The 24,841-nt window shown below is 64.6% G+C and carries 21 protein-coding genes; 14 read left to right on the forward strand and 7 right to left on the reverse strand.

What is annotated here, in order from left to right:
* Positions 1-76 precede the first annotated feature (76 nt).
* From LDZ26_RS22095 to LDZ26_RS22115, 5 genes are all read left to right on the forward strand, one after another.
* On the forward strand, positions 77-955 hold the full coding sequence (locus LDZ26_RS22095) for an alpha/beta fold hydrolase (RefSeq protein WP_244850772.1): 879 nt from the start codon (positions 77-79) through the stop codon (positions 953-955).
* Between the two features lie 142 nt (positions 956-1,097).
* Complete coding sequence (locus LDZ26_RS22100) at positions 1,098-1,481, forward strand: hypothetical protein (protein WP_244850773.1); 384 nt, start codon at positions 1,098-1,100, stop codon at positions 1,479-1,481.
* A gap of 163 nt (positions 1,482-1,644) precedes the next feature.
* Positions 1,645-2,541, forward strand: a complete 897-nt coding sequence (locus tag LDZ26_RS22105; protein WP_244850774.1) for a fructose bisphosphate aldolase — start codon at positions 1,645-1,647, stop codon at positions 2,539-2,541.
* 240 nt (positions 2,542-2,781) lie between these two features.
* Positions 2,782-5,202 (forward strand): filamentous hemagglutinin N-terminal domain-containing protein, encoded by a 2,421-nt coding sequence (locus LDZ26_RS22110; protein WP_244850775.1) that lies wholly within the window; start codon positions 2,782-2,784, stop codon positions 5,200-5,202.
* Between the two features lie 233 nt (positions 5,203-5,435).
* Positions 5,436-5,657 carry a hypothetical protein gene (locus LDZ26_RS22115; protein ID WP_244850776.1) on the forward strand — a complete coding sequence of 74 codons (222 nt, stop codon included), beginning with the start codon at positions 5,436-5,438 and terminating at the stop codon, positions 5,655-5,657.
* A gap of 26 nt (positions 5,658-5,683) precedes the next feature.
* Here the strand turns inward: LDZ26_RS22115 and LDZ26_RS22120 are convergent, their stop codons facing one another.
* Entirely contained in the window at positions 5,684-6,625 is a 942-nt protein-coding gene (locus tag LDZ26_RS22120; protein ID WP_244850777.1) for a LysR family transcriptional regulator, read from the reverse strand.
* Positions 6,626-6,736: 111 nt separating this feature from the next.
* Here LDZ26_RS22120 and LDZ26_RS22125 point away from each other — a divergent pair, with 111 nt between their 5' ends.
* From LDZ26_RS22125 to LDZ26_RS22155, 7 genes are all read left to right on the forward strand, one after another.
* On the forward strand, positions 6,737-8,248 hold the full coding sequence (locus LDZ26_RS22125; RefSeq protein WP_244850778.1) for a CoA-acylating methylmalonate-semialdehyde dehydrogenase: 1,512 nt from the start codon (positions 6,737-6,739) through the stop codon (positions 8,246-8,248).
* Between the two features lie 96 nt (positions 8,249-8,344).
* Positions 8,345-9,469 (forward strand): nitronate monooxygenase family protein, encoded by a 1,125-nt coding sequence (locus tag LDZ26_RS22130; RefSeq protein ID WP_244850779.1) that lies wholly within the window; start codon positions 8,345-8,347, stop codon positions 9,467-9,469.
* 88 nt (positions 9,470-9,557) lie between these two features.
* On the forward strand, positions 9,558-10,508 hold the full coding sequence (locus LDZ26_RS22135) for a TauD/TfdA family dioxygenase (protein ID WP_244850780.1): 951 nt from the start codon (positions 9,558-9,560) through the stop codon (positions 10,506-10,508).
* Between the two features lie 35 nt (positions 10,509-10,543).
* The gene (locus LDZ26_RS22140) at positions 10,544-11,620 is read left to right on the forward strand and encodes an ABC transporter substrate-binding protein (protein WP_244850781.1); all 1,077 of its coding nucleotides are present in this window, start codon (positions 10,544-10,546) and stop codon (positions 11,618-11,620) included.
* Positions 11,621-11,649: 29 nt separating this feature from the next.
* Positions 11,650-12,477, forward strand: coding sequence for an ABC transporter permease (locus tag LDZ26_RS22145; RefSeq protein ID WP_244850782.1), 828 nt, complete (start codon positions 11,650-11,652; stop codon positions 12,475-12,477).
* Positions 12,478-12,486: 9 nt separating this feature from the next.
* Complete coding sequence (locus LDZ26_RS22150) at positions 12,487-13,290, forward strand: ABC transporter permease (protein WP_244850783.1); 804 nt, start codon at positions 12,487-12,489, stop codon at positions 13,288-13,290.
* A 12-nt stretch (positions 13,291-13,302) separates the two neighbouring features.
* The gene (locus tag LDZ26_RS22155) at positions 13,303-14,070 is read left to right on the forward strand and encodes an ABC transporter ATP-binding protein (RefSeq protein ID WP_244850784.1); all 768 of its coding nucleotides are present in this window, start codon (positions 13,303-13,305) and stop codon (positions 14,068-14,070) included.
* A 2-nt stretch (positions 14,071-14,072) separates the two neighbouring features.
* Here the strand turns inward: LDZ26_RS22155 and LDZ26_RS22160 are convergent, their stop codons facing one another.
* From LDZ26_RS22160 to LDZ26_RS22185, 6 genes are all read right to left on the reverse strand, one after another.
* The gene (locus LDZ26_RS22160) at positions 14,073-16,379 is read right to left on the reverse strand and encodes a penicillin-binding protein 1A (protein ID WP_244851131.1); all 2,307 of its coding nucleotides are present in this window, start codon (positions 16,377-16,379) and stop codon (positions 14,073-14,075) included.
* Between the two features lie 121 nt (positions 16,380-16,500).
* The gene (locus LDZ26_RS22165) at positions 16,501-16,842 is read right to left on the reverse strand and encodes a zinc ribbon domain-containing protein YjdM (protein WP_244850785.1); all 342 of its coding nucleotides are present in this window, start codon (positions 16,840-16,842) and stop codon (positions 16,501-16,503) included.
* A gap of 84 nt (positions 16,843-16,926) precedes the next feature.
* The gene (treF, locus tag LDZ26_RS22170; RefSeq protein WP_244850786.1) at positions 16,927-18,708 is read right to left on the reverse strand and encodes an alpha,alpha-trehalase TreF; all 1,782 of its coding nucleotides are present in this window, start codon (positions 18,706-18,708) and stop codon (positions 16,927-16,929) included.
* 88 nt (positions 18,709-18,796) lie between these two features.
* Positions 18,797-20,254, reverse strand: a complete 1,458-nt coding sequence (locus LDZ26_RS22175; RefSeq protein WP_244850787.1) for an efflux transporter outer membrane subunit — start codon at positions 20,252-20,254, stop codon at positions 18,797-18,799.
* Positions 20,255-20,273: 19 nt separating this feature from the next.
* Complete coding sequence (locus tag LDZ26_RS22180) at positions 20,274-21,851, reverse strand: MDR family MFS transporter (RefSeq protein WP_244850788.1); 1,578 nt, start codon at positions 21,849-21,851, stop codon at positions 20,274-20,276.
* A complete protein-coding gene (locus LDZ26_RS22185; protein ID WP_244850789.1) occupies positions 21,844-22,974 on the reverse strand; it encodes an HlyD family secretion protein in 1,131 nt (376 codons plus the stop codon). Before LDZ26_RS22185 ends, LDZ26_RS22180 begins: the two co-directional genes overlap by 8 nt.
* A gap of 168 nt (positions 22,975-23,142) precedes the next feature.
* On the opposite strand from LDZ26_RS22185, the gene LDZ26_RS22190 reads away from it, so the two are divergent.
* Positions 23,143-23,796 (forward strand): TetR/AcrR family transcriptional regulator, encoded by a 654-nt coding sequence (locus tag LDZ26_RS22190; protein ID WP_244850790.1) that lies wholly within the window; start codon positions 23,143-23,145, stop codon positions 23,794-23,796.
* 184 nt (positions 23,797-23,980) lie between these two features.
* Positions 23,981-24,709: a heme-binding protein gene (locus tag LDZ26_RS22195; protein WP_244850791.1), complete on the forward strand. Its 729-nt coding sequence runs from the start codon at positions 23,981-23,983 to the stop codon at positions 24,707-24,709.
* The last annotated feature ends 132 nt before the right edge of the window (positions 24,710-24,841 follow it).

Below are 24,841 nucleotides of genomic sequence, written 5' to 3' on the forward strand. Positions count from 1 at the left end.
GCTGAACGATTCTATCAATATTATGCGATTTTCTTTTGCATCGGAGCGCGGCATAGTGCAGGAAAGGAGCGAACCGATGAACGCGCGTACCGATCCCGCCGTGCTGGCCGCAGTGCAAACCCTGCCCGAACCGTCGTTTGCGACGGTGGCGTCGGGCATTTCGGTGCCTTACGTCGAATGCGGCGAAGGCGAGCCACTGTTCTTCATCCACGGTTCGCTGTGCGATTTCCGCTGGTGGAGCGCGCAACTCGCGCCGCTCGGCGAAGACTTTCGCTGCATCGCGCCGAGCCTGAGCCACTACTGGCCGGCCGTCGACGCGTACGTGCAGGGCGACTTCGGCTGGGAAGCGCACGTCGCGGAAATGGCGGAATTCATCGCTGCGCTGGACCTCGCGCCCGTGCATCTCGTCGGGCATTCGCGCGGCGGCTGCATCGCGTTTCATCTGGCGCGTGAGTACCCGCGGCTCGTGAAGACGCTGACGCTCGCCGACCCCGGCGGTCCGCTGCAAACGTCCGCTCAGTCCACGTCCGCCGCGCCCGCCGCGTTGCCGCCCGCGACGAACGCGCTGCGCGGCCGCGTCGCGGAACTGATCGAAGCGGGCGAGTTCGACGCGGGCCTCGAAATGTTCGTCGATTCGGTCAGCATGCCCGGCTTCTGGCGCAAGAGCACGAAGAGCTTCCGGCGCATGGCGCTCGACAACGCGCTCACGCTGCCGAAGCAGTTCCGCGATCCGCTGCCCGCTTACACGCGCGAGGCGGCGCGCGACATCAAGTGCCGCACGCTCCTGATCGACGGGCAGAAGAGTCCGCGCATGTTCCGCAACAACGTCGAGAAGCTCGAAGACTGGATCGAATTCGCCGCGCGCGAGACGATTGCCGGGGCGTCGCACGGAATGAATGTCGCGAGTCCCGGCGCGTTCAACCGCGCGGTGCGGACATTCGCGGCGGCTTGGTAACGCGCTGGACCGAACGGTCGTGCGGCGCGCGCTACTGCTGCTTCTCGTCGTACTTTTTGTTCCGAATGTTGTGACATGACAACGGAAAACGGGCGGCGCTCGGGCTAACATCGTCCGCACCTCATTGCCGAGAGAGGCATGTGTGAGCACGGGCCACGACGATCTCGCCGCATGGAACCGCCAGCGCACCGTCGCGCTGGCGCTGGAACTGGCCGATAGCGGTCGCTACGAGAATTTCGCCGACATCGCCTACGCGCTGCAATTCGAGCACGGAATGGCTTTAGCGCAGGCGCTGATCGACCATCCGGAGATGCGCCGCCAACTGAACGCGCGATGCGCCGATGCACACGAAGCGCTCCTTCCCGAAACGCCGGAACAACCGCAGGCGCCGGAGCTGCCGGAATCTCTTCCGGCGCAATCCGCCACGCCGTCGTTCTTACGCCGCGCCGTCAGCGCGCTCCGCCGAGCAGGCGCAAGCGCGGCCGACCCTGTCGCGCCCGGCGACCTCAATTCCGCCGCTTCCTGATCTTTTCGGTGCGAAAACGCCCAGTGAATGACCGCAACGCCGGGGATTTGGCGGATTTGCACGAGAAAGCCACGCCTCAAAACCATTAAACTTGAAGGAGTTGAACCAAAAGCCCGGACCGTGCTTGCGCGCTCCGGTGTTTGAACTTTGAGGAGGAATGCTCGTGGCTAACGAGAAGATGCTGGCGCAGATGGCGGAAAAGCAGGGTTTCATCGCCGCTCTGGATCAAAGCGGTGGTTCGACGCCCGGCGCGCTGCGTCAATACGGAATTCCGGACGACGCCTACAACGGCGACGCCGAGATGTTCAAGCTGATGCACGACATGCGCGTGCGCATCATGACCGCGCCCGCCTTCACGGGCGACAAGGTGATCGGCGCGATTCTGTTCGAACGCACGATGGACGGCGAAGCCGAAGGCAAGCCGGTGCCCACGTTCCTGTGGGAAGACCGCGGCGTCGTGCCGTTCCTGAAGGTCGACAAGGGCCTCGAAGCCGAAGCCGACGGCGTTCAGGTGATGAAGCCGATTCCCGGCCTCGATGAACTGCTCCAGCGCGCCGCGAAGCTCGGCGTGTTCGGCACGAAGATGCGCTCGGTCATCCATCAGGCGAACGAGAAGGGCATCGCGGCGGTCGCGCAGCAGCAGTTCGAAGTAGGCGCGCAGATCATCGCGCAAGGTCTCGTGCCGATTCTCGAACCGGAAGTGTCGATCAAGAGCCCGGACAAGAAGGGCGCGGAAAAGATTTTGCGCGACGAACTGTTGAAGGGCCTGAACGCGCTGCCGGAATCGAGCAATGTGATGATCAAGCTCACCATTCCGGACGAAGCCGACTTCTATCGGCCGCTGATCGAGCATCCGCGCGTCGTGCGCGTGGTCGCGCTGTCGGGCGGCTATTCGCGCACCGACGCATGCAAGCGCCTGGCAGAGAATCACGGCATGATCGCGAGCTTCTCGCGCGCGCTGATCAACGAGCTTCAAAAGTCGATGAGCGATAGCGAGTTCAATGAGACGCTCGCCAAGTCGATCGACGAAATCTACGAGGCGTCGGTCGAGAAGGTCTAAGCATCGACTGACTGCTTTTACGGAAAACGCGCCCCTTCGTGGGCGCGTTTTTTTTGGGGTCCTTCGTCGAGAGAGCGAGTTTGAAGTTCGATCACTGCGCACGTGTCCACTGAAGTACCGTTGATTGCTCTTCCTCTTTCCCTAATCTATTGTTATGGATCAAGGCCGAAGAGATCTGCAGTACAAAAATGACTTGATAGCAACTCGTGTCCGAGAAATGACGCACTGCAGGAGGCCGTCATGCCGCGCAGTCTCGATTGTTATCAGCTTGCCGTTGACCATCGCTTCGTAACGACTTGGCATCCGAAAGCGACGCGAGCCTTTGCGACCCGGCGCCCGCGACCGCTCCCGTTCGTTGGCTTGCAACTTCTCTTGTGCGTTTCGCTGGCGCGCGCAGCGCCGCCGATGTTGCCGACGGGCGGGCACTTCGTCTCCGGTAGCGGAGCCATCGCCGGCAGCGGCCAATCGCTGACGATCAATCAGGCCTCCTCCCGTGGAATCGTCGAATGGTGCGAGTTCTCTATCGGCAGCGGCCGCACTGTCACCTTTCACAACGGCTCCGGGGCGACGCTCAATCGCGTTACGGGCGGCGATGCGTCCATTATTCTCGGCCGTCTTAGCGCCACAGGAAGCGTCTATCTGATCAACCCTCAAGGCGTGATCATCGGCCCAGGCGGCGTCGTGATAACGGGCGGACGCTTCGTCGCATCGACGCTCAACGTCGACAATCGTGCCTTCATGGGCGGAGGCTCGCTCACCTTTTCCGGCGGCGGCAACGGCGTAGTAGTGAACCTAGGGAAGATCGGTTCGTCGGGTAGCGACGTGATGCTTATATCGCGGACCGCAGTGATCAATGCGGGCGATATCGATGCTGCCAAAGGATCCGCCGAACTCGCGGCAGGCACTCAGGTTCTGTTGCAGGATTCCGCCAGCAGCCGACAAGTGTTCGTGCAGGCCGGAAGTAAGGGCAAAGCGTTGAACGCGGGCGCCATTCGCGCTGCGCAAGTCAGCCTGCAGGCCGCCGACGGTAACGTCTACGCGCTGGCTGGCAACCGTTCGGCGATCCGAGCCACAGGCACGGCGACGCGCGATGGCCATGTATGGCTCGTCGCAGAAAAGGGTGCGGTGCAGGCAGACGGCGTCATCGAGGCCGCGAACGGCGGCGGGGGCACCGTCGAAACGCGCGCGAACGAGCTGAATGTGGGCGGCGCAACAGTGACAGCCGGCACCTGGAAGCTCGACACACCCGATCTCACTATCGACCGTGCGACCGCCAACGCGCTATCGCGCAGCCTGAGCAAAGGCACTTCCGTCGATGCACAAGCCAACGGCACGAACGCGGCAACAGGCGACCTGTCGGTCACGGGCAATGTGAACTGGACGGGCAACGCTTCGCTCGCGCTGCGTGCAGTGCATAACGTGACGATTGCGTCGAGCACGACTATCAGTAACGCGGGCGCGGGTAACCTCACGTTGCGCGCCGATGCGACTGGCGTCAATAACGCAGGCACTGTCATTAACCAGGGGGCGGTCGACTGGTCTAACAGCAGAGGGATCGTCAGTACTCTTTACGATATGAACGCTGCTTATTCGCCCGGCAAGGTGATCTCGAATCCCAAGTGGAGCGCGGCACCATACAGCGGGCTTGCCACGCAAGTTACTGCATACAAGCTGGTCAACACGCTCGCGGATCTCGGCAGAGTTTCGCAGAATCTCGCCGGTAACTATGCACTGGGTAAGGACATCGATGCGAGCGCAAGCGGGTTTGCGAACTTCTTCAGCCCCATTGGGCCAACGGAGAACTCGCCCTTTACCGGCCAGTTCGATGGCTTCGGGCATTCTATAACCCGTCTTACCGCGGGCGGTCCAAACGCTCCCCAGCCGCAGCCCGATTACGTGGGCCTGTTCGGTATGATCGGTCCGACTGGCATCGTACGCAATCTCAATGTGGCTGCGTCAATATCTGGAGAAACGGGCAACACCTTCGGCATTATCGCCGCGAGAAACGATGGCACTATTGCCTATGCGAAAACATCGGGCAGTTCAGGGGGAGGTAGTTTCGGAAATGCCGGCAACGGCGGAATAGCTGGCGTGAACAATGGGTTGATCGAACGATCCTCCAGTAGCGCAGACATTGGTTATGGTGGCGGGTTGGTTGGCTGGAACACGCTGACAGGCACGGTGGTTCAATCATTCGCTAGCGGTACTACGAGTGGAGGCAATCATGGCATCCCTGGAGGTCTCGCAACAACAAACAGTGGCGTTATCAAACAATCCTATGCTACCGGCGTGGTTGCAGCTTTTGGTTACGGAGGCGGCATCGTCTCATCTAATGGCTCCACAGGAGTAGTTGAAGAATCCTTTGCGACAGGCTGGGTAGCAAGTCCTCCCGGGCTGCTGGATGAACGCCTCGGCGGTATCGCCGCAGTAAACCGAGGCAAGATAAGCAACAACGTGTATTGGGACAAGGAGACGACAACCCGAACGTCTGCGACGGGCTCCAACACAGGCTCCGCTCCGCCCAATACCAACGGGCTCACCACGGCACAGATGAGCACTCCAGCCAGTTTCGCCGGATGGAACTTGGGTGCGGGTGGCGTCTGGGCCATGCCTGCGGGAGCAAAACATCCGATATTGCAGTGGCAGGCGGCGCCTGATTGATGCTTCTCGTTGCACGGTAAAGCCCATCGCGAACGCTCCGGCGGAAGTCTGCTCGCTCGCGCCGTGCGCAATCCATCCGATTATTAACTGGGGTTTGCCGTCGTTGTGGCGCGTATGCTCGGTCCCTATACTTCAAAACATGGACACGAGTTGCGGGACGCATCGCGTTTCGTCAGCTTGCGGTCGTCATTCGTCACGGCACCGCGTGCCGAACCATAGCCGACGCCCTCACCATGAACGATCTCGCCTGGGGCCTGTTCTTTTTGTTGTCCTCAATATCGGCGGTTGCGCTGCTTTCCTGCACGATCGCGACGTATCTCGACCTCTGGCATCTTCACGACGACCGGCTCGACGAGGACGGACCGCGCTTTCGCGTCTTACGCTCGACGTGGTTCTTCTACACGAGCGCGTGCGCCTGCCTGACGTCGGTGGGATGCCTGCTCTATGTGACGTGATCCACGAAACGCCGGCAGCAAAGGCCTCAAAGCGGAAAGCCGCCCGCGAAGGCCTCGCGCAGATAGCCGATAAAAAGCGCGACGGCGCGCGGCACATGCGTCGCATAGGGCCGAACCACATAGAGCTGATCCGCGAACGCGCCCACGGGCCGCCAGTCCGGCAGCAGCACGACGAGCTTGCCCGCCTGCACCGCAGCCTGCGCCGTGAAGTCGGGCAATAGCGCGATGCCGAGATCGTCGAGTGCCGCATCGCGCAGCAACTCGCTGTTGTTCGCGGAGAACGCGCCGTTGATCGCGAGCGTGAACGGTCCCGCCGTGGTCTTGCGCGCCCCCTTGCGCACGAACGACCAGATGCTCGCGGCTTGCGTGCGCGGGTAGTACAGGCAGTCGTGAACGGCGAGATCGGCGGGCGTGGCGGGCGTGCCGCGCCGCCGCAAATAGGCGCGCGTCGCGACGATCACCGAATGCGTATCGCACAGCTTCCACGCGACATGCGTTTCCGGCGCCTGCGCGCTGTGACGAATGGCCAGATCGAAGCCTTCGGTCGCAATCGACGTCAGCCGGTCCGACGCCTCCAGTTGCACGCGCACTTCGGGATGCGCGTGCAGGAAGCCCGCGAGCTTCGGCACGATCTGCTGCCGCGCCAGGGCCACCGGAGCCGTCATACGAATGAGCCCGCGCGCCACGCCCGCCATCTCGCGCACGCTCGAAAAGCTCGTCGCGATCTGCGCGTAGTGCGCGCGCGTGTCGTCGACGAGCCGGCGGCCCGCTTCCGTGAAGCGCACGCTGCGCGTCGTGCGCGTGACGAGCGGCACGCCCGCCGCACGCTCCAGTTCCGCGATGCGCTGGCTCATCGCCGCCTTGCTCACCCCGAGGCGCGCCGCCGCCGCCGTATAGCTGCCTTGTTCGGCGAGCACCGTGAGCCAGTGCAGATGCGTCCAGAGCGCTTCGATCTTTTGCTCGTCCATGCGCGGATTGTTTGCGATAGTGAACAACGAGTTCAATCATAGCGCCTTTGCACGGCGCGATTCGCTTCCTACACTTGTCGTATTGCCGAAACGTTCGAGACAGGAGACGAAATGCAAGCCTTCAACGATACCGCCGATGTCGTCCACTACATCCACGGCGAGCGAGTGAGCGGATCGGGCGCGCGCTCGCAGCCCATCTTCAACCCCGCGACCGGCGAGCGGCCGCGCAAGCTCGTGCTGGGCGAAGCGGCGGACGTCGAAGCGGCGGTGCAAAGCGCGAAGGCGGCGTTTCCCGCATGGCGCGACACGCCGCCCATCCGCCGTGCGCGCATCATGCAGCGCTTTCTCGAACTGATGAATCAGCACCGCGACGAACTCGCCGCGATCATCACGGCCGAGCACGGCAAAGTGTTCACGGATGCGCAAGGCGAAGTGACGCGCGGCATCGAAGTGGTCGAATTCGCGTGCGGCATTCCGCAACTGCTGAAAGGCGACTTCACGGAACAAGTCTCCACGGGCATGGACAACTGGACGCTGCGTCAGCCGCTCGGCATCGTCGCGGGCATCACGCCGTTCAATTTTCCGTGCATGGTGCCGTGCTGGATGTTCCCGGTCGCCATTGCAACGGGCAACGCGTTCATTCTGAAGCCGAGCGAGCGCGATCCGTCCGCGTCGCTCTTCATGGCGAATCTACTGAAGAAAGCCGGCTTGCCCGACGGTATCTTCAACGTCGTTCAGGGCGACAAGGTCGTCGTGGATGCGCTGCTCGAACATCCGGACGTTCGCGCGATCAGCTTCGTCGGCTCGACGCCTATCGCGAACTACATCTACGAAACGGGCGCGAAGCACGGCAAGCGCGTGCAGGCGCTCGGCGGCGCGAAGAATCACATGGTCGTGATGCCGGATGCGGATATCGACCAGGCCGTCGATGCGCTGATCGGCGCGGCGTACGGCTCCGCGGGCGAACGTTGCATGGCGATTTCGGTTGCCGTGCTCGTGGGCGATGTCGCCGACAAGATCGTGCCGCGCCTCGCCGAACGCGCCCGTCAGCTCATCGTGAAGAATGGCATGGAGCTGGACGCCGAAATGGGCCCGATCGTCACGCGCGCCGCGCTCGAACGCATCGAGGGTTATATCGCGATGGGCGTGGACGAAGGCGCGCAACTCGTCGTCGACGGACGCGGCCTGAAAGTGCCGGGCCACGAAGACGGCTTCTTCACGGGCGGCACGCTGTTCGACCACGTGAAGCCGGAAATGCGCATCTACAAGGAAGAGATCTTCGGGCCGGTGCTCGCATGCGTGCGCGCGAAGGACTTCAGCGAAGCGGTGGACCTCGTCAACGCGCACGAGTTCGGCAACGGCGTCGCATGCTACACGCGCGATGGACACATCGCTCGCGAGTTCGGCCGACGCATCGAAGTGGGCATGGTGGGCATCAACGTGCCGATTCCGGTGCCGATGGCATGGCACGGCTTCGGCGGCTGGAAGCGTTCGCTCTTCGGCGACACGCATGCTTACGGCGAAGAGGGCGTGCGCTTCTATACGAAGCAGAAGTCGATCATGCAGCGTTGGCCCGAAAGCACGGAGAAGGGCGCGGAATTCGTGATGCCGACCGCGAAGTAATATAGAAGTGCATGAGCTTGGCGCCCGCTGACTTCTCGGAATTCAGCGGGCGTTGTGCGTTGTGCGTGCCGGTTGACCGCGTGAGAGGACACTCGAATGACTCAGCAGACCAGACACAACACCTTGATGCCCTTGCTCGGCATCACGAAGCCGATCATTCAGGCGCCGATGGCAGGCGTCAGCACGCCCGCGCTCGCGGCGGCCGTATCGAATGCGGGCGGGCTCGGCTCGCTCGGCGTCGGCGCGATGAACGCGGAAGGCGCGCGCAGCGTGATCCGCGAAACGCGCGCGCTGACCGACAAGCCGTTCAACATCAACGTGTTCTGCCATCGTCCGGCGCAGGCGAATGAGGCCGTCGAGAAGGCATGGATCGACTGGCTTGCCCCGCTTTTCGCGCAGTACGACGCGAAACCGCCGCAAAAGCTCGCCGAAATCTATACGAGCTTCGTCGTCGACGATGCCATGCTGAAGGTGTTCCTCGAAGAGAAGCCTGCCATCGTGAGCTTTCATTTCGGACTGCCATCTAATGACGCGATAGACGCGTTGCGCAACGCCGGCATTACGCTGATGGCCGCCGCCACCAATCTGCGCGAAGCTGAACAGGTGGCTGCCGCGGGCATGGATGCGATCATCGCGCAGGGCGTCGAAGCGGGCGGGCATCGCGGCGTCTTCGACACCGAAGCCGACGACGACCGTATCGGAACGTTCGCGCTCACGCGCCTGATCGCCCGCAAGTTCGACATGCCCGTGATCGCGGCGGGCGGCATCATGGATGGCGCGGGCATCGCGGCGGCGCTCGCGCTCGGCGCGCAGGCGGCGCAAATGGGCACGGCCTTCGTGCCTTGCACGGAGACGTCGATCGACGTCGGTTTTCGCCGTGCCATCCTGAGCGATGCCGCGAATCGCACGACGTTCACCGCAGCGATCTCGGGCCGCGTCGCGCGTGGCCTCGTCAACAAGTTCACGGAGCTCGGCCGCAGCGCGGGCGCGCCGGCGCATCCGGATTATCCGATCACCTACGACGCCGGCAAGGCACTGCACGCGGCGGCCAAGGCGAAGGGCGAGTTCGGCTACGGCGCGCAGTGGGCGGGGCAAGCCGCGGCGCTCGCGCGCGAGATGCGGGCTGCGGAATTGATGGCGCAATTGAGCGCCGAACTGGAGGAGAGCATCGGCGAGCTTCAGCAATACGCACATGCTTTGCGCATGACATCGACGCTGTAAAGCTAAGTCGAAACGCTTCGTTGGTCAGGCGGTGGCGAGATGCTTCAATGTTTTCTCCCAGCCGACACCAGGATCAACGGAGCCCACGATGTCCGATACCGTTTCGCTCGCCAACGAATCTTCCAGCGACGCCGCACGCCAGCCCGCCACGTCACACGAGCCGTTTCAGGTCCGCCCGATAGGCGGGCGCATCGGTGCCGAAGTGCGTGGCGTGACGCTCTCGGCGGATCTCGACGATGCCGCCATCGGCGTCATCAACGCGGCGCTGCTTCGACATAAGGTGCTGTTCTTTCGCGGCCAGTCGCATCTCGACGACGCCGCGCAGGAAGCCTTCGCCGCCCGCTTCGGCGAAACGGTCGCGCATCCGACGGTGCCCTCGCTTGCGGGCAGCAGCCGCCTGCTTGAACTCGACTCGAAGCACGGCGCGCGCGCGAACTCGTGGCATACGGATGTCACCTTCGTCGATGCCTATCCGAAGATTTCGATTCTTCGCGGCGTGGTGATTCCGCCCGCAGGCGGCGACACGGTCTGGGCCAACACGGCAGCCGCATACGAACACTTGCCGCAAGCGTTGCGCGAACTCGCCGATAGCTTGTGGGCGCTGCATACAAACGCCTACGACTACGCCGCCGCGCGCAATACGCCGGACACCGAAGCGGACCGCGAGTACCGCCAGCAGTTCACGTCCACGCTGTACGAGACCGAGCATCCGGTGGTGCGCGTGCATCCGGAGACGGGCGAGCGCACGCTCGTTCTCGGGCACTTCGTGCAGCGGTTCATCGGCTTGTCGCAGCGGGATTCCGACCGGCTGCTCGCGATCTTTCACGATCACGTTACGCGTCTTGAGAACACGGTGCGCTGGCGCTGGACGCAGGGCGACGTCGCGATCTGGGACAACCGCGCGACGCAGCACTATGCGGTGAACGATTACGGCGACGCGCATCGCGTGGTGCGGCGCGCGACCGTGCATGGCGATGTGCCTGTTGGCATCGACGGACGCACGAGCCGTATCGTCAAGCGCGAGACGCGCACGCATTGATCTTTGCCGACGCCCTCCACTCTAGCGATCAAGCGATGAAATCGAGCAGACTCTCTGTCCTCATCACACGCAGTCTCGCCGCGTGGTTCGGCGCGGCATTGTTGTGCGCCGCGCATGCGGCGCAGCCCGACGTCGTGCGCATCGGCGTCGCACAGCAAGGCATGGGCGATCCCCCGACGTTCGGCGGCTCGCCTGCCGCGACCGCGCAATTGCAGCATCGCGTGGAAGATGCGTTGAAGCCCGAGCACATCAATGTGCAATGGCTCTTCTTCAAAGGCGCGGGACCCGCCGTGAACGAGGCGCTCGCGAACAAGCAGGTCGACTTCGCGTATCAGGGCGATTTGCCCTCGGTGCTCGGACGCGCCAACGGACTCAAGACGCATTTGTTGCTCGCGTCGAACGTGCGCACCGGCGTGTATCTGGCGGTGCCGCCGGATTCCGACATCAAGGGCGTGAAGGACCTGAAGGGCAAGCGCGTCGGAATATTTAGGGGTACGAATCTACAGCTCGTGACGGACAACGTGCTCAAGGAGAACGGACTGAGCGAGCGGGATTTGCGCGTCATCAATCTCGATACGGCAGCGGCGCAGGCGGCGCTCGCATCGAAGGGCGTGGATGCGGTGTTCCTCGACTATTCGCTGTTCAAGTTGCAGCGTCAGGGCCTGGCGAAGATCGTCTACGCGTCGCGCAATGACGGCTTGCAGTTGACGCGCCAGGCGCATTTGCTCGTGCTGGAAGACTTCGAGCACGCGCATCCCGATACGGTGCAGAAAGTGGTGACGGCGGTCGTGCAGGCGGCGCAATGGTCGTCGGATGAAGCGAACCGCAACGCGCTCTTCGCGCTGTGGGCGAAAAGCGGCGTGCCGGTCGAATCGTGGCAGGCCGAGTATGCGAACCAGCCGATGAAGGAACGCATGTCGCCGCTCATCGATCCGTTTCTGGTCGCGCGCTATCAGGCCGTCGCCGACGACGCGCTGCGCCTCAATCTGATCCGTCAGCCCGTCAGCGTCAACGGCTGGTTCGAGCCGAAGTATCTCGACCAAGCCATCAAGTCGCTGAACCTCGATGGCTACTGGCCGCGCTTCGATGCGTCAGGCAAGCCGCAGGCGTGACGCGCTCAACCTTCACGGAGAACAGGCTCATGGCGAACACACTGTCCCGCACGTTGCCAACGGCTGCGCCCGCCCGCTCTCGCGTGTTCAGCGCGCAGACGCTGCGCGCGGCCGGATGGACCGCGCTTCCCTGGCTTCTGCCCGTTCTGTGCGCGGTGTTGTGGGTGCTCGGCGCGCGCTTCGGATGGATTTCCGCGCAGGTCTTGCCGGCGCCCGCGCTCGTCTTCGAAACGCTCGGCGCGCTCGCCAGAAGCGGCGAATTATGGACGCATCTGGCCGCGAGCCTCTCGCGCGTGGCGGTCGGCTTCATCGGCGGCGTCGCGCTCGGCGTCGCGCTGGGTGCGGCGCTCGGTTTGTCGCGCTCGCTCGAAGCTTATGTGCTGCCGAGCTTCAATGCCATCGTGCAGGTGCCCGTGCTCGGATGGCTTCCGTTTCTGATGATCGTCGTCGGCATCGGCGAGCCGTTGAAGTATCTGCTGATCGGCCATGCCGCGCTGGTGCCCGTCACGCTGAGCACGCTTCAGGGCTTCCGCGATACGCCGCCCGCGCTGCGCGAAGTCGCGTCCGTGTATCGCTATTCGCGCTGGCAGACCATTCTTCACGTCACGCTGCCCGCCGCCATTCCGATGATCGGCACCGGCGTGCGCCTCGCGTTCACAAAGGCGTGGCTTACGCTCGTCGTGGTGGAACTCGTCGCGTCGTCGGAAGGGCTCGGGTATCTGATCGTGTATGGCCGCCAGCTTTTCCAGCTCGATCTCGTGTTGGCGTCGGTGCTGATCGTGGGCGCGATCGGTTTCATCGCGGATCGCTCGCTCGGCGCGGTGGAACGCAGGCTGAATCGCGCGAACGCGAGTTGAGGAGCCGACATGTCCACACTCGAACTCGAAGCCGGAGCGCCCGATAAACCCCGTACCGCCGGTCCGCAGCGCTGGCGCGGCGTCGTGCTGCCGCTCGCGGCGCTCGCGCTCTGGTGGCTCGTGTCGCGTCACGCGGAGCCCGGCCATGGCGTGATGGTCTCGCCCGCGCAAGTGCTTCATGTCGCGCTGGAACAGGCCCGAAGCGGCGCGCTCGCGCGCGCGTTGTCGGCATCGCTCGCGCGGGAACTGACGGGCTTTCTGATCGGCACCACGCTCGGCCTCGCGTTGGGCGCGCTGCTCGGCATCTCGCGGCTCGCGCATCGCGCCATTGCGCCGAGCTTCGACACGTTCAAGCAGGTGTCGCTGTTCGCGTGGATTCCGCTCATCTCCGTGTGGTTCGGACTCGGCGATGTCGCGAAGGTCGTGTTCCTCTCGCTCGCCGCGCTGGTGCCGGTCGTCGTGCATACGAGCGACGGCATTCGCGCCGTGCCGCCGCAATGGACCGAGGTCGCGCGCACGTTCGGCTACAGCAAGTTGCAAATGCTCGCGCATGTCGTGTTGCCCGCCGCGTTGCCGTCCGTCTTCACCGGTATCTACCTCGCGCTCATCTACTCGTGGCTCGCCACGCTCGGCGCGGAGTATCTGCTGGTCGCGGGCAGCGGCATCGGCAATACGCTCGTGGACGGCAGCGAGCAATTCCGGATGGACCTCGTTCTGTTCGGCGTGGTCGTCGTCGGAATAACGGGTTGGGCGCTCAATGCGCTTGCTCGCGCGATCCAGCGGCGATGGTTCGATGCATCGCGCTATGTTTGAGGAGAACAACGAATGGAAGCGATAGCAGCGCAGGACGGCAGCCTCGCCTTGCGGCACGTGAGCAAGCGTTTCGCGGGCGACGACAGCGCGCCCGTGCTCGAACGCATCGATCTGAACGTGCAGAGCGGCGAGTTCGTGAGCATCGTAGGCGCGAGCGGATGCGGGAAGTCGACGCTCCTGCGGCTCGTCGCGGGCCTGGACAGCGCGTTCGAAGGCGAGATCGACTTCGACGGCGCGCGCGTGGTGTCGACGGATCTGTCGCGCGGCATCGTGTTTCAGGATCACCGCCTGTTTCCGTGGCTCAATGTGGAACAGAACGTGGCGGTGGCGCTGCGCAACGCGCGCTTGTCGAAGCGCGAGAAGGCGAAGGCAGTGGCCGAGCACATCGCGCTCGTCGGGCTGCGCGGCTATGAGCGGCACTATCCGCATCAACTGTCGGGCGGCATGGCGCAGCGCGTGGCGATTGCGCGCGGTCTCGTCAATCGGCCGCGCCTGTTGCTGCTCGACGAACCGTTCGGCGCGCTCGATGCGCTCACGCGTGCGCGCATGCAGGACGAACTGCAACGCATCTGGGCCGCCGAGCGGATCACGATGGTGCTCGTCACGCACGATGTCGAGGAAGCGGTGCTGCTCGCGGATCGCGTCGTGGTGATGCAGGCGCGGCCGGGACGCATCGCCGACATCGTCGATGTGGACGTGCCGCGTCCGCGCGTGCGCACCGATGCGCGGCTCGCGCGGCTTAAGGACGATATCGTCGCGGGGTTCTTTTCGGAAGCCTGAGCTTACGGCTCCGTGGCCGAAGCCGCCGCAGGCGCGTCGCTCGCGGCCACGGCAGGCGATGCGGGCAAGAGCGGCGGTACTGCAGGAAGGATCGGCGGCTGCGGCGGCTGCGGCGGCTCTTCCGTCACTTCGGCCACCGGTTGCGCAGGCGCGCGCTTGACACGCACCGGTTTCTGCACCGCCGTCTGCGCAGGTTTCTTCGCGAACGTCTCGTCGATCCATCCGCGCAGCCGCGTGACGAAGGTTTGCCACGCGCTCGGCGGCGCCTGCGTGTCGAAGCGCGCGCGCGAGTCAATCAGACGCGAGCGCAACGCGCGCTGCACGAAGTCGCCGACCATCGGCAACGCGCTATGCGCGCCTTGTCCCCAGTAGTCGCTGCGCAGCGTCACGCGGCTGTCGTTGAAGCCGACCCACGCGCCCGCCACCAGTTGCGGATGCATCAGGATGAACCAGCCGTCCGCGTTGTCCTGCGTCGTGCCCGTCTTGCCCGCGACATCGCCGCGAATGCCGAAGCGCGTGCGAATGGCCGTGCCCGTGCCGCGATTCACCACATCGCGCATCACGTCGACGAGCTTGTGCGTCGCGTCGATCGACAGCGCCCGCTCCGGCGTGCTTTCGAACTGCGCGAGCACGTCGCCCTTGCGGTTCTCGATGCGCGTGACGAGCAGCGGCTCCATGTAATTGCCATTGTCGGCGATGGTGCCGTACGCCGAGACCATCTCCTTGAGCGTCACCGGGCTCGTGCCGAGCGCAAGCGACGGCACCACGTCGAGATGACTCTCGCGCACGCCCATGTCCCGCGCGAGGCGTGCGACGCGCGCCGGGCCGACCGACTGCATCAGTTGCGCGGTGATGCGATTCTTAGAGAACGCGATGCCGTCGCGCAGACTCACCGGACGACCGCTCGGCAGCGCTTCGTCAGTGGGATGCCAGGTCTCGTTGCCCCTCACCGGAATGGTCACGTCCTGATCGATGAACGTATCCGTCGGCAGCGCGCCGCGCTCGAACGCCGCGCCATAGACGAAGGGCTTGAACGTCGAGCCGGGTTGACGGCGCGCCTGTTGAACGTGATCGAACGGGTCCTGCGTGAAGTCGCGGCTGCCGACCCACGCCTTGATTTGCCCGTTGCGCGGATCGAGCGCGAGGAAGGCGGCCTGCACGCGCGTCTTGTTCTCGCAGACGCTGCGCATGAACGCGCGATCCGCCATCAAATGCTCGATGGCGTCCGCGTCGGTCGCGCCGGCATCGCGGGCGGCGCGGTATTCGCTCGTCTCGCGCACGAACGCGCGCGCCAGATCGGCGTCCGCGTTCGCGCAGCCGCCGTGTCCGTTCCACGCGGCGTTGGCGATCGACTGCAACTGATTGCCCTGCCACGTGAGCGCTTGCGTGGCCATCGCCTGAAGGCGCGAGTCGATGGTTGTGCGCACGACGAGGCCATCCGAATAGATATTGAAGTCGTTGTCGTCGGCCCACGCGATCAGCCACTTGCGCAACTGCTGCGCGAAATGCGGCGCGCGTCCCGGCTCTTCGGTCTGCCGCTCGAAGTCGATGCGCAGCGGCCTTTTCGCGAGCGCGTCGAGCCTGGCGGGCGGAAGATGCCCGAAGCGCACCATCTGCCCGAGCACGATGTTGCGCCGGTCCAGCGCGCGCTCGGGATTGATCACCGGGTTGTAATAGCTGTTGCCCTTGAGCATGCCGATGAGCGTCGCGCTTTCGAGCACGTCGAGCTGGCCCGCCGACTTGCCGAAGTACGTGCGCGCGGCCATTTCGATGCCGTACGCGTTGTAAAGGAACGGCACCGTGTTCAGATACGTTTCGAGGATCTCGTCTTTCGAGTAGACGGCTTCGATCTTGAACGCGGTGATCGCTTCCTTGAGCTTGCGCGTGAGCGTCTGCGAGCGGCCGATTTCATCGGGATACAGATTGCGCGCGAGTTGCTGCGTGAGCGTCGATCCGCCCTGGCGATCGCCCGAGAACGTGTGCAGCGCCGCCGACGCCGTGCGCCGCCAGTCGATGCCGTGATGTGTGTAAAAGCGACGGTCTTCGGTCGAAATGAGCGCGTCGATGACGTACGGCGAGACCTGCTTCACGCTCACCCATTCGCGATGCGTCGGCCTGAATTCGGCGAGCAGCTTGCCGTCGGCGGAAAGAATTTGCGCGGGCTGATCGACCTTGGCCTTGCGGATATCGCTGATGCCGGGCGTGAACGGAATCAGCACGAGCACGTACAAGACGAAGAGCGCCGGCAGCAGAAGCAGCGTACGCGGCCGGACGTGCGGACGCAGGCGGGCCGCGAGACGGGCGAGCATCGCGCGGGCGATGACTTTGAATTCGGACGCAATCAAGACAAAACGGCGGGGGCGCGGCGTGGAAAAGACGCATCGTAACGCATCTTTACAATGTGCTTGCCGCGCGTCTGCCTTTGAACGCTCAGGCTTTGCGCACGAACTCCGATTTCAGGCTCATCGCGCCGAAGCCGTCGATCTTGCAGTCGATATCGTGGTCGCTATCCACGAGGCGGATGTTCTTCACCTTCGTGCCCATCTTGATGACGCCGCCCGAACCCTTCAGCTTCAGGTCCTTGATGACCGTGACGGTGTCGCCGTCGTTGAGCACGTTGCCCGCCGAATCGCGATAGACCTTCGCGGGTGCTTGCGCAGCTGTGTCCGCGTTCGCGGTCCATTCGTGCGCGCACTCCGGGCAGACGTACGCGCCGCCGTCTTCATACGTGAATTCGGAGTGGCAGTGCGGGCAAGGGGGAAGTGCGTTCATCGGTTGTCCTTCGGGCCGTGCGTGGCGCAAAAGCGCGTGAGTATAGCGCCGCGCACGGCCGCGAATTCCTAAGGTCCCGTGCGCCTATTCCCCGCTCGGCGTCGGCGCCAGCCGATGCGTATTCTTCGACGCCTTCGCCGCCGATGCCGCCGCGTCCGCGACGCCCGCCGCGCCCGAAGGGACATCCACCGGACGCGTGGTCGCGCCCGCCGCCGACGGATACATGACCATCAACGTGCGCAGCACGCCGTTGGTCCAGCCGAAGCCGTCCTGCAACGGATACTCGCCGCCGCCCGCCGCGGTCGATCCCGCTTTCGCGTCCACATCGTATTTCTCGACGAGCTTGCCGGTGTGCTGGTAATACGCGACGTTCGTCTGAATCCAGCGTTCCGCGATTTGCCGCGCGAGCGCGGACTCGCCATAGCGGCGCAAGCCCATGATCGCGAGATATTGCAGCGGCGCCCAGCCGTTCGGCTCGTCCCATTGCTGGCCGGAGCGCACGGTCGTTGTGGCGAGGCCGCCCGCGCGCAGCAACTTCGCGCGAATCGTCGATGCCACCGCGCCCGCCTGCGCTTTGGTCGCGATGCCCGCGTACAGCGGATACACCGTCGCGGCGCTCAGGCGATGCGTGAGCGCACGCGCGACGAAATCGTAATCGCCGAACTCGTGCAGTTGCGGGTCCCATAGATGGCTGCGGATCGCCTGCGCCCGCGCGTTCGCGCGTTGTTCGAAGTCCTCGGCTTGCGCGGCATCGCCCTTCACGCGATACGCCCGCGCCAGCGTGCGTTCGAGATCGTAGAGCAGCGAGTTCAGATCGACCGGCGCGAGCGACGTGACTTCGATCGTCGCGAGCGACTTGCCGTCCGAGAACCAGCGCGAACTGAAGTCCCAGCCGGTTTCGCCGCCCGCGCGCAGATTGCGCCACAGGTCTTCGGCATTGCGTTGCGGCATCTGCTTCGCCGTTTCCACGTCTTCGCGATACGACTCGTCGCGCGGCGTGGCACGGTCGTCCCAATAGCGGTTCAGGAGCGTGCCGTCGGACAGGCGCACGACATGCCGATACGCGTCGCCGGGCGCGACCTTGTCTTCGCCGTCCATCCAGTACGCGTATTCGCGCGCGAGTTCGGGCAGATAGCGCAGATACGCGCTGTCGCCGTCGGTTTCCGCCGCGAGCTGAACCATCTGCGCGAAGAAGGGCGGCTGCGAGCGGCTCAGATAGTAGCTGCGGTTGCCGTTCGGAACATGCCCGTATCGGTCGATGAGCGTCGCGAAGTTATCGAGTTCATTCTTCATCAACTCGCGCTGCCCGCTTTGCAGCAGCCCGAGCATGATGAAGTACGAATCCCAGTAGTAGATCTCGTCGAAGCGGTCGCCCGGCACGACGTACGCATACGGCAGCGGCAACAGCGATGACCACGGGCTCGCGTTCGCATCCGGATTGCGGCGCAGAACGGTCCAGAGCGTGTCGATATGCTGCGTCACGCTCTCGTTCGGGTCGGACGCGTAGCCCTTGGTTTCCCGCTGCGGCAGCGTGAAGTGCGAGCCGACGAAGCGCGCCAGATCGAACGGCTGCGTCCGGTTCGCATAGTCGATCATGACCTGCTGCGGCGACACGTTCGGCGTCATGTCGGCGAAGGTCTTGCTATCGGGATAGACGTGCGCGAGTTGCACTTGGCGATACAGCTCGCCGTAGAGCTCGGACGGCGGAAGGGGCGACGAGGCGGGCGCGCTCGCCGCCACGGCTGGCCTTTCCGCTTGCGGTGCGGTTTGCGCTTGCGTGGCCGTCGTAAAGGCGGCGCTCGCCGCGATCAGCAAGGCGCGTGTAAGCGTGTTGAGGCGTGTGGCAGGGTGTTTCGCTCGATGCATTCGATTCTCCGCGTGATGCCGGAAGCACAGGGTTCAAGACCGAACCGCTGCCGCAAGATGCATTCCGCAGAGCAATCGAATGCGTCGGTCAGGAAGCCGAATCCGACGCTTGCTGCCAGCCGAGGCCGAGACTCTTTTGCAGCGACACGAAATCCTTGAGCAACTCGGCGCGCGCCGCGACCACGTCCTGTTGCGCGGCGAACTCGGTGCGCTGTGCGTCGAGCAAGTCGATGAGCGTGGAAACGCCCGCCGTGTACCGTTGACGCACGAGCGTAGCCGACCGCTCCGACGACGCCTGCACTTCCTGCAGCCGCACGACATGCTCGCGCTGGTTGCCATAGCGTGAAAGCGCCGAGTTCGCGTCCTTCAGCGCGGCGAGCACGGTTTTGCCGTAACGGGCCTCGGCTTCGTCACGCGATGCCTTCGCTGCATCGACGCTCGCCGCCGTGCGGCCGAAGTCGAGCACGTTCCATTGCAGATACGGCACGCCCAGCCACGAGAAGTTCTCCTTGCGAATGAGATGCCCCGGTTCTGCCGCCGAGAAACCGATATCGCCGAGCAGCGAGACCTTCGGAAAATAATCCGCGATATGCTCGCCGATCTGCGCGTTGCTCGACGCGAGACGCCGCTCCGCCGCGCGAATGTCCGGGCGCTGCTGCAACATCGTCGCGGGATCGCCGATCGGAACCGACGCGGGCAGCGCTGGCAGCGGCGCGGGCTGCGCGAGTTCGGCATCGAGCGCGCCGGGCGCGCGGCCCGTCAGCACCGCGAGTTGATCCAGCGAATCGGTGATCTGCACTTGCAGGGGCACGAGCGTCGCGCGCGTCGTATTGACCTGCGTGTTCAGGCGCTCGACATCCACTTCGGCCGCCGTGCCGCGTGCGCGTCGCTGCTCGGTCAACGTGAGCATCTGCTGTTGGTCATCGGCGGTGCGCTGCGCGAGCGCGAGCCGCTCTTGCTCGTCGCGCAAGTCGATATAGGCGGACGCGACCTCGGCGGCCAGCGACACTTGCGTATCGGCGAGATCGGCCTGCACGGCTTCCGCTTCGCCCGATGCCGCTTCGATCGCGCGGCGCGTGCCGCCGAAGAGGTCGATCTCCCACGATGCATCGAAGCCGACGGTGTAGAAGTCGAGCGGGCCACGGCCGCCCGAGCCTTCCGATCCGCCGAGGATCGCGGTGTCAGGCGAGCGCATGCGCAACGCCGCCGCAGACGCCGATGCCTTCGGCAATGCGTTCGCGCGTTCCCCGCGCAATTGCGAGCGCGCTTGGCGCAAACGCGCCTGCGCGATCTTCACGTCGAGATTGCCGGCGAGCGCGGCGTCGATCAACGCGTCGAGCTGCGGGTCGTTGAGCGAGCGCCACCATGCGGCCGGCGCGTGCGTGGCGAGCACGCCCTGCGACGGCGCGCGAACGAACGCGCCGCTTTGCACCGATTGCGCGGCGACCTCGGGCGCGCCGCGATAGTCGGGCCCGACGGTGCATGCCGCGAGCGCGAGGGCCGTGAGCGGCAGCAGGCGCGTGAAACCAGAAGGAGAACGGGACATCGTGTGAGAATTCATTGCTTCAGTGTCCGGCGGACGGCGCTTCGCCGGGTTTGAACGACGGCGTTTTCAGCAACATCGCGAGCGGCAGGCAGGCGAGCAGCGCGATGGCGAGCACATAAAACGTTTCGGAGTACGTCATGACGACGGCTTGCTGGCCGATTTGCATCGAGAGTTGCCCGAGCGCCTGCAACTTCGCGTGGGCCATGTCGCCGGTCTGCGCGAAGAAGCTCGCCGCGCTGGCGGCCATGCGCTCCTGGCCGATGACCGAATTCGCCGTCACGGATTCGCGGATGGCCGCGCTATGAAAGTCATTGCGCCGGTCGATCACCGTGCCGAGAATCGCGAGCCCGACCGAGCCGCCGAGATTGCGCGCCATGTTGTAGAGTCCGGCCGCATCGCCCGATTCTTCGCGGGACACGGCGGCCATCGACGCCTGATTCAGCGGCATCATCGCGAGCATCTGGCCGATGCCGCGCAGAATCTGCGACCAGAAGAAGTCGTGGCCCACGCTCTGCGCGGTCAGCGAAATGTCCAGCAGGCAGCTTCCCGCGAAGCAGAGCAGGCCCGCGATGACGAGCACGCGCGAGTCCACCTTGCCGAGCAGGCGCGGCAACACGGGCATGATGAGAAACGCGGGCACGCCGGAAACCAGCATGATGGAGCCCGACTGCAGCGCGTTGTAACCGGCCACGATGCTCAGAAACTGCGGCAGCAGAAACGACACGCAATAGAGCCCGGCGCCGACGGCGAAGACGATCAGAATGACGCTCGCGTAGCGCGGATTGCGCAAGAGCGAGAGCCGCACGATAGGGCGCTTTGCAATCACCTGCGACACGGCGATCAACACCATGCCGAACGCGGCGACGCACGAGAGCAGCACGATCTCGCTCGATTCGAACCACTGATTGCGCTGACCTTCTTCGAGCACGACCGTGAGCGAACTGAGCCCGATAGCGAGACCTGCAATGCCGATCCAGTCGGCCTTGAAGAACGCGTCCCACTGGGACTTCTCGGAGGGCAAGCCGGAAAGCAGGAGCGCAACGAGCGCGACGCCCACCGGCAAGTTGAGAAAGAAGCACCACGACCACGAGATGTTTTCCGCGAGCCAGCCGCCGACCACCGGCCCCATGAGCGGCCCGAGCAGCACGATCAGGCCGAAGATGGTCATGCCCACCGGCATCTGCTCGCGCGGCAGCCGCGTGCGGATGATGGTCTGCGCCGTGGGAATCATCGCGCCGCCGGTGAAGCCCTGACCGATGCGGCCGGCCACCATCATCGGCAGCGAATGCGAAAGGCCGCACATGGCCGAGAACATCGTAAAGAGCACCGCGTTGCCGAGCAGGAAATTGCGCAGCCCGAAGACGCGCGTGAGCCACGCGGCGAGCGGGATCATCACGATCTCCGACATCAGATAGCCGGTGGAGATCCACGTGCCTTCGGTGCCGGTCGCGCCGATTTCGCCTTGAATCTGCGGCAGCGCCGAGTTCGTGATGGAGATGTCGAGCGTGGCCATCAGCGCGCCGAGCGCGCCGGCGGTCACGGCGATCCAGTCCGTCGCGGTGGCGTGTGCGGGCGCGTTCGCGCTGGCCTCAGTCATGGCGATTCTCGGCTGCGATGCGCTTGCTGTCATCGGTGGCCGACTTCGTGTCCACGTCGACGGTCACGGACAGCCCCGGCAGCAGGACCTGACGCGTTTGCGGCCCCGTGTCGATGCGAATGCGCACCGGCACGCGCTGCACGATCTTCGTGAAGTTGCCTGTGGCGTTCTCCGGCGGCAACAGCGCGAACTGAGCGCCGGTGCCGGGCGAGAAGCTCTCGACGACGCCGTGCAGCTCGGTGCCCTTCAGCGCATCGACATGCAGCGTCGCCGGCTGGCCGACGCGCATGCGGCCCACCTGCGTTTCCTTGAAGTTCGCTTCGAGATACACGCTCTGCACCGGCACGACCGTCATCAGACGCGTGCCCGGCTGCACGTATTGGCCGACGCGCACGGTGCGGTCGCCGACGCGCCCGGCGAGCGGGCTATACAGCGTGGTGTCGTTGAGATCGAGCTTCGATTGATTCATCTGCGCCTCTGCGGCTTCCATCTGCGCGCGGGCCTGCACGATCTGCGCTTCGGTCGCGCCGATTTGCGTGGCCGCCGCGCGCGCCGCAGCCAGATTCGCGGCGAGCGTGGCGCGGGCCTGATCGCGCGTGCTCACGAGACTCGCGAGCCGCTCCTCGGTTTCCGCTCCGGTGGCGACGAGCGGCCGATAACGGCGCACGTCGTCTTCGGCATGCGCGAGGCTCACGCGCGATACCTCGGCTTGCGCTTTGGCTTGATCGGCATTGGCGTGCTGCTGCTTGAGTTCCGCCTCGGCGCGCTGGATATCGGCGGCGCGCGCATCCAGCGTGGCCTTGGCCTGATCGAGCGACGCCTGATACTGGCGCGTATCGAGCCTCGCGAGCGGTGCGCCCGCCGCCACCGCCTGATTGTCGGCGACGAGCACGTCGGTCACGTAACCGGCTACTTTCGGCGCGATGGTCACGCTGTCTGCCTGAAGATACGCGTCGTCCGTGCTCTCGATGAAGCGGCCGACCGTCCACCAGCGCAGCCCCCAGATCAGGCCCGCGACAATGGCGATGATGCCGACGATGAGCAACAGCACGCGTCGCCGCGACGACTTGCGTTGGGTCGATTCGCTCGATTCGCCGCCCTGTGCAGGCGCAGTAACTGCCATGATTTCTCCAACTTCGATAAGACCGCGCTGCAAGGCGGCCGTAATGAAACTGCATCCGATGGCGCGGCCGCGACATTCGTGCGGCACGCTCGCCAAACTAGACGGCATCGTCTAGTATGCATGATTGTAGACGCATGCGTCTAGTTTCGTTCGACAATTGGAGACCCGATGACGAAGCCACACGATCACGACCCGCATGCGCCTGAACGCGCCAGCAGCGCGCGTTCGCCATTGCAGGCGCGCGGGCGCGCGCGCATCGAATCGGTGCTCGACGCGACGGCCGATCTGATCGTGGAAAAAGGTCTCGCCGGCGTGACCATGCATGGCGTGGCACGCAGCGCGCAGACGCCGATCGGCTCGATGTATCACTTCTTTCCGGACCGCGAGAGTCTCTTGAGCGCGCTCTGGGACCGTCACAAGGCAGCGATGGGCGAGATCGACGACGCGCTCGATAAGATCGACACCGACACGTGGCGCACGTTGTCGTCGGAGGCGGTCATCGACCGCATCATGACGCCTTACATCACGTATCTGGAGCAGCACCCGGACTGCCTCATCCTCATGTCCGTCATGCCGCACGACGACAAGACCAAGCGCGAGTCCGGCACGCTGCGCAAGGTGATCGACGTGCGTATGGCGAGCGTGAAGCCCGCCGAGCGCGCGCTCTACGTCGACATGTTGCGCGCGCTCGCGAGCGGCGCGCTCGCCATCAAGCTGCGTCCCGCGATGGGCGACGTGCAACTCGCGAAGCGTTATCTGCGCGAGGTCAAGCGGGCGCTGGCGGCCTATCTCGCCGTGGTGGAAGCGTCGGTGTCGGGCTGACTTTCTTCCGATTACAGCGCGCTTTCGGCGAGCCGTGCGCTGGCAGCGCGCCCTTCTTCGTTCAGGGTTTACGACGAAGAAACAACATTCGTTCTATTCACTAAGGCATCCTATCTTGTTAGGCAGCGATCGGTTTAGTGCTTCACTCGTGTCGTTAAATCGTAAATACGTCGGGAGAATCGCCATGCGCATGATCGCGTCTTACTCGTTGGCCGCCGCAATGTCCGTTGCAGTCGTGTCGCCGCTCGCTCACGCGCACGGCAACGACGACTATCCGCAGGGACGCTGCACGCTTCCGCAAGGAACCGTCTCGCTGGTCGAGAATCAACTGGCCAAAGTCGTCAATATGAGCGACGGCAACGGCGGCATCTTCAAGCCGAACCGCATGTGGGCCGCGGTCGTGGATCGCGAAGGACACCTGTGTTCGGTCATCAAGACGGGCGACGCGTGGCCCGGCAGCCGCGCCATCGCAATTGCGAAGGCCTACACGGCGAACGGCTTTTCCAACGATGCGCTCGCGCTCTCCACGGCGAATCTCTACGCGGCCACGCAGCCGGGCGGCTCGCTCTACGGTCTGAACAACTCGAATCCATTCGATGCGCGCTTCCTGGAACAGGGCAGCGGCATCGGGCGCACGCTCGGCGGCGTGATCACCTTCGGCGGCGGCGTGGCGCTCTATGCGGGCGGAAAGGTGATCGGCGGTCTCGGCGTGAGCGGCGACAGCGCCTGCGCGGATCATGCGATTGCATACCGCATGCGCAAGCTCGCGGGACTCGGCAACGTGCCGCGCGGGCAGGGCCCGAACAACACCGACAACATCATCTATTCGACGGGCGCCTCGCCTATGGGATTCGAGCATCCCCACTGCTTTCCGACCGATCTGAGCGCCGCAGCCATCGAGTCGACGCGCTGAATCCGCATCGCCTGTCAGGGGCGGTGCGCGAACTTCGGGCGGGCGCCGGTAAAATACGGGCCTTGCCCGCCAATTGACCGCGTCGCGCGTGACCCGCGCGGCGCGGCATCGTCAACGGGCATCCGCCCCACG

Source organism: Caballeronia sp. SL2Y3, assembly GCF_022879575.1.
GTDB lineage: Bacteria > Pseudomonadota > Gammaproteobacteria > Burkholderiales > Burkholderiaceae > Caballeronia.

What these genes read in the sequence shown, in the direction of transcription:
- LDZ26_RS22150 (WP_244850783.1), top strand. Translation starts at nt 12,487, where the DNA reads ATGTCCACACTCGAACTCGAAGCCGGAGCGCCCGATAAACCCCGTACC.
- LDZ26_RS22135 (WP_244850780.1), top strand. Translation starts at nt 9,558, where the DNA reads ATGTCCGATACCGTTTCGCTCGCCAACGAATCTTCCAGCGACGCCGCA.
- LDZ26_RS22190 (WP_244850790.1), top strand. Translation starts at nt 23,143, where the DNA reads ATGACGAAGCCACACGATCACGACCCGCATGCGCCTGAACGCGCCAGC.
- LDZ26_RS22145 (WP_244850782.1), top strand. Translation starts at nt 11,650, where the DNA reads ATGGCGAACACACTGTCCCGCACGTTGCCAACGGCTGCGCCCGCCCGC.
- LDZ26_RS22140 (WP_244850781.1), top strand. Translation starts at nt 10,544, where the DNA reads ATGAAATCGAGCAGACTCTCTGTCCTCATCACACGCAGTCTCGCCGCG.
- LDZ26_RS22110 (WP_244850775.1), top strand. Translation starts at nt 2,782, where the DNA reads ATGCCGCGCAGTCTCGATTGTTATCAGCTTGCCGTTGACCATCGCTTC.
- LDZ26_RS22195 (WP_244850791.1), top strand. Translation starts at nt 23,981, where the DNA reads ATGCGCATGATCGCGTCTTACTCGTTGGCCGCCGCAATGTCCGTTGCA.
- LDZ26_RS22185 (WP_244850789.1), bottom strand. Translation starts at nt 22,974, where the DNA reads ATGGCAGTTACTGCGCCTGCACAGGGCGGCGAATCGAGCGAATCGACC.
- LDZ26_RS22115 (WP_244850776.1), top strand. Translation starts at nt 5,436, where the DNA reads ATGAACGATCTCGCCTGGGGCCTGTTCTTTTTGTTGTCCTCAATATCG.
- LDZ26_RS22155 (WP_244850784.1), top strand. Translation starts at nt 13,303, where the DNA reads ATGGAAGCGATAGCAGCGCAGGACGGCAGCCTCGCCTTGCGGCACGTG.
- LDZ26_RS22095 (WP_244850772.1), top strand. Translation starts at nt 77, where the DNA reads ATGAACGCGCGTACCGATCCCGCCGTGCTGGCCGCAGTGCAAACCCTG.
- LDZ26_RS22125 (WP_244850778.1), top strand. Translation starts at nt 6,737, where the DNA reads ATGCAAGCCTTCAACGATACCGCCGATGTCGTCCACTACATCCACGGC.
- LDZ26_RS22160 (WP_244851131.1), bottom strand. Translation starts at nt 16,379, where the DNA reads ATGCTCGCCCGTCTCGCGGCCCGCCTGCGTCCGCACGTCCGGCCGCGT.
- LDZ26_RS22175 (WP_244850787.1), bottom strand. Translation starts at nt 20,254, where the DNA reads ATGTCCCGTTCTCCTTCTGGTTTCACGCGCCTGCTGCCGCTCACGGCC.
- LDZ26_RS22165 (WP_244850785.1), bottom strand. Translation starts at nt 16,842, where the DNA reads ATGAACGCACTTCCCCCTTGCCCGCACTGCCACTCCGAATTCACGTAT.
- LDZ26_RS22120 (WP_244850777.1), bottom strand. Translation starts at nt 6,625, where the DNA reads ATGGACGAGCAAAAGATCGAAGCGCTCTGGACGCATCTGCACTGGCTC.
- LDZ26_RS22180 (WP_244850788.1), bottom strand. Translation starts at nt 21,851, where the DNA reads ATGACTGAGGCCAGCGCGAACGCGCCCGCACACGCCACCGCGACGGAC.
- treF (WP_244850786.1), bottom strand. Translation starts at nt 18,708, where the DNA reads ATGCATCGAGCGAAACACCCTGCCACACGCCTCAACACGCTTACACGC.
- LDZ26_RS22130 (WP_244850779.1), top strand. Translation starts at nt 8,345, where the DNA reads ATGACTCAGCAGACCAGACACAACACCTTGATGCCCTTGCTCGGCATC.